The organism is Cobetia sp. LC6, from assembly GCF_030264805.1.
GTDB lineage: Bacteria > Pseudomonadota > Gammaproteobacteria > Pseudomonadales > Halomonadaceae > Cobetia.
The window spans coordinates 1-3,248 of record NZ_JASSPL010000025.1; the positions used below are offsets into that span (position 1 = coordinate 1).

The following is a 3,248-nucleotide window of genomic DNA, read 5'->3' on the forward strand; positions in this document are numbered from 1 at the left end:
TGTGCGCCAAGCACATCTCCATCAAACGATATGTCGGAGAGGTCCGACAGATTCGTAATCCTTGACAGACCCCTTGGGGTTATATGGTCAAGCGATTAAGCGCATACGGTGGATGCCTTGGCAGCCAGAGGCGATGAAGGACGTGATAGCCTGCGATAAGCGTTGGCGAGGTGGCAAATACCCTGCGACCCAACGATTTCCGAATGGGGAAACCCACTCACCATCAGGTGAGTATCTATAGGCCAATACATAACCTATAGAGGCAAACCCGGGGAACTGAAACATCTAAGTACCCGGAGGAAAAGAAATCAACCGAGATTCCCCAAGTAGCGGCGAGCGAACGGGGACCAGCCCTTAAGCGTGACAACTGACAGGCGAACAAGCTGGGAAGCTTGACGATACAGGGTGATAGTCCCGTAGTCGAAGTCTGAGTCACGTGAAATCGAGTAGGTCGGGGCACGAGAAACCCTGACTGAACATGGGGGGACCATCCTCCAAGGCTAAATACTCCTGGCTGACCGATAGTGAACCAGTACCGTGAGGGAAAGGCGAAAAGAACCCCGGCGAGGGGAGTGAAATAGATCCTGAAACCGTATGCGTACAAGCAGTGGGAGCACCTTCGTGGTGTGACCGCGTACCTTTTGTATAATGGGTCAGCGACTTATATTCTGTGGCGAGCTTAACCGTATAGGGGAGGCGTAGGGAAACCGAGTCTTAACTGGGCGACCAGTCGCAGGGTATAGACCCGAAACCGGGCGATCTATCCATGGCCAGGGTGAAGATTGAGTAACATCAATTGGAGGCCCGAACCCAAGTATGTTGAAAAATGCTGGGATGAGCTGTGGATCGGAGTGAAAGGCTAATCAAGCCCGGAGATAGCTGGTTCTCCTCGAAAGCTATTTAGGTAGCGCCTCACGTATCACCGCTGGGGGTAGAGCACTGTTTCGGCTAGGGGGTCATCCCGACTTACCAACCCGAGGCAAACTCCGAATACCAGTGAGTGCAGCGTGGGAGACACACAGCGGGTGCTAACGTCCGTTGTGAAAAGGGAAACAACCCAGACCGTCAGCTAAGGTCCCAAAATCCTGATTAAGTGGGAAACGATGTGGGAAGGCTCAGACAGCTAGGAGGTTGGCTTAGAAGCAGCCATCCTTTAAAGAAAGCGTAATAGCTCACTAGTCGAGTCGGCCTGCGCGGAAGATATAACGGGGCTAAATCAGGTACCGAAGCTACGGGTTCATCCTCTGGATGAGCGGTAGAGGAGCGTCGTGTAAGCCAATGAAGGTGGATTGAGAAGTCTGCTGGAGGTATCACGAGTGCGAATGCTGACATGAGTAACGATAAGGGGAGTGAAAAACTCCCCCGCCGGAAGACCAAGGTTTTCTGTTCTACGTTAATCGGAGCAGAGTGAGTCGGCCCCTAAGGCGAGGCGGAAACGCGTAGTCGATGGGAAACGGGTTAATATTCCCGTACCGGATGTGGTTGCGATGGGGGGACGAAGAAGGCTAGGTGAGCCAGGCGTTGGTTGTCCTGGTGAAAGCATGTAGGCCGAGGAATCAGGCAAATCCGGTTCCTCCGAGGTCGAGATGCGAGACGAACTGACCACGGTCAGGAAGTCATCGATGCCACGCTTCCAGGAAAAGCCTCTAAGCTTCAGATCACATGCGACCGTACCCCAAACCGACACAGGTGGTCAGGTAGAGAATACCAAGGCGCTTGAGAGAACTCGGGTGAAGGAACTAGGCAAAATGGCACCGTAACTTCGGGAGAAGGTGCACCGGTTCGAGTGAAGGACTTGCTCCGTAAGCTCTTACCGGTCGAAGATACCAGGTGGCTGCAACTGTTTATTAAAAACACAGCACTCTGCAAACGCGCAAGCGGACGTATAGGGTGTGACGCCTGCCCGGTGCCGGAAGGTTAATTGATGGGGTTAGGATTCGTCCGAAGCTCTTGATCGAAGCCCCGGTAAACGGCGGCCGTAACTATAACGGTCCTAAGGTAGCGAAATTCCTTGTCGGGTAAGTTCCGACCTGCACGAATGGCGTAATGATGGCCACGCTGTCTCCACCCGAGACTCAGTGAAATTGAAATCGCAGTGAAGATGCTGTGTACCCGCGGCTAGACGGAAAGACCCCGTGAACCTTTACTATAGCTTTACACTGGATGCTGATGTTGTCTGTGTAGGATAGCTGGGAGGCTTTGAAACCGCGTCGCCAGATGCGGTGGAGCCAACCTTGAAATACCAGCCTGACATCATTGGCGTTCTAACTCAGGTCCGTCATCCGGATCGAGGACAGTGTATGGTGGGTAGTTTGACTGGGGCGGTCTCCTCCTAAAGAGTAACGGAGGAGCACGAAGGTACCCTCAGCACGGTTGGAAATCGTGCATTGAGTGCAAGAGCATAAGGGTGCTTGACTGCGAGACAGACACGTCGAGCAGGTACGAAAGTAGGTTCTAGTGATCCGGTGGTTCTGTATGGAAGGGCCATCGCTCAACGGATAAAAGGTACTCCGGGGATAACAGGCTGATACCGCCCAAGAGTTCACATCGACGGCGGTGTTTGGCACCTCGATGTCGGCTCATCACATCCTGGGGCTGAAGTCGGTCCCAAGGGTATGGCTGTTCGCCATTTAAAGTGGTACGCGAGCTGGGTTTAGAACGTCGTGAGACAGTTCGGTCCCTATCTGCCGTGGGCGTCGGAAGTTTGAGAAGAGCTGCTCCTAGTACGAGAGGACCGGAGTGGACGAACCTCTGGTGTTCGGGTTGTCATGCCAATGGCATTGCCCGGTAGCTACGTTCGGACGGGATAACCGCTGAAGGCATCTAAGCGGGAAGCCCCCTTCAAGATGAGACTTCCCTGAGGCCTTGCGCCTCCTGAAGGGCCCTTGAAGACTACAAGGTTGATAGGCTGGGTGTGGAAGCACAGCAATGTGTTGAGCTAACCAGTACTAATTGCCCGTGAGGCTTGACCATATAACACCCAAGGGGTTTGCTCCGGCAAACCGCCGGGATTGCGACAGGATCGACGATATATCGGTCAGCATGATTCATATTGCGAGTCGCGAGGTCACAAGCCTCGAGACTCAGGCATCGCAAGATGCCACCGTTTCGCCTGACGACCATAGCGAGCGTGAACCACCCGATCCCATGCCGAACTCGGAAGTGAAACCGCTTAGCGCCGATGGTAGTGTGGAGTTTCTCCATGTGAGAGTAGGTCATCGTCAGGCACTTATACTGAACCGCCCCTG

The 3,248-nt window shown here is 53.8% G+C and carries 2 rRNA genes; both read left to right on the forward strand.

Annotated features, from left to right (window positions below):
- The first annotated feature begins 85 nt into the window (after positions 1–85).
- Positions 86–2,973, forward strand: a 23S ribosomal RNA gene (locus QQF40_RS16925).
- 138 nt (positions 2,974–3,111) lie between these two features.
- Positions 3,112–3,227: ribosomal RNA gene (gene rrf / locus QQF40_RS16930) — 5S ribosomal RNA — on the forward strand.
- Positions 3,228–3,248: the final 21 nt, after the last annotated feature.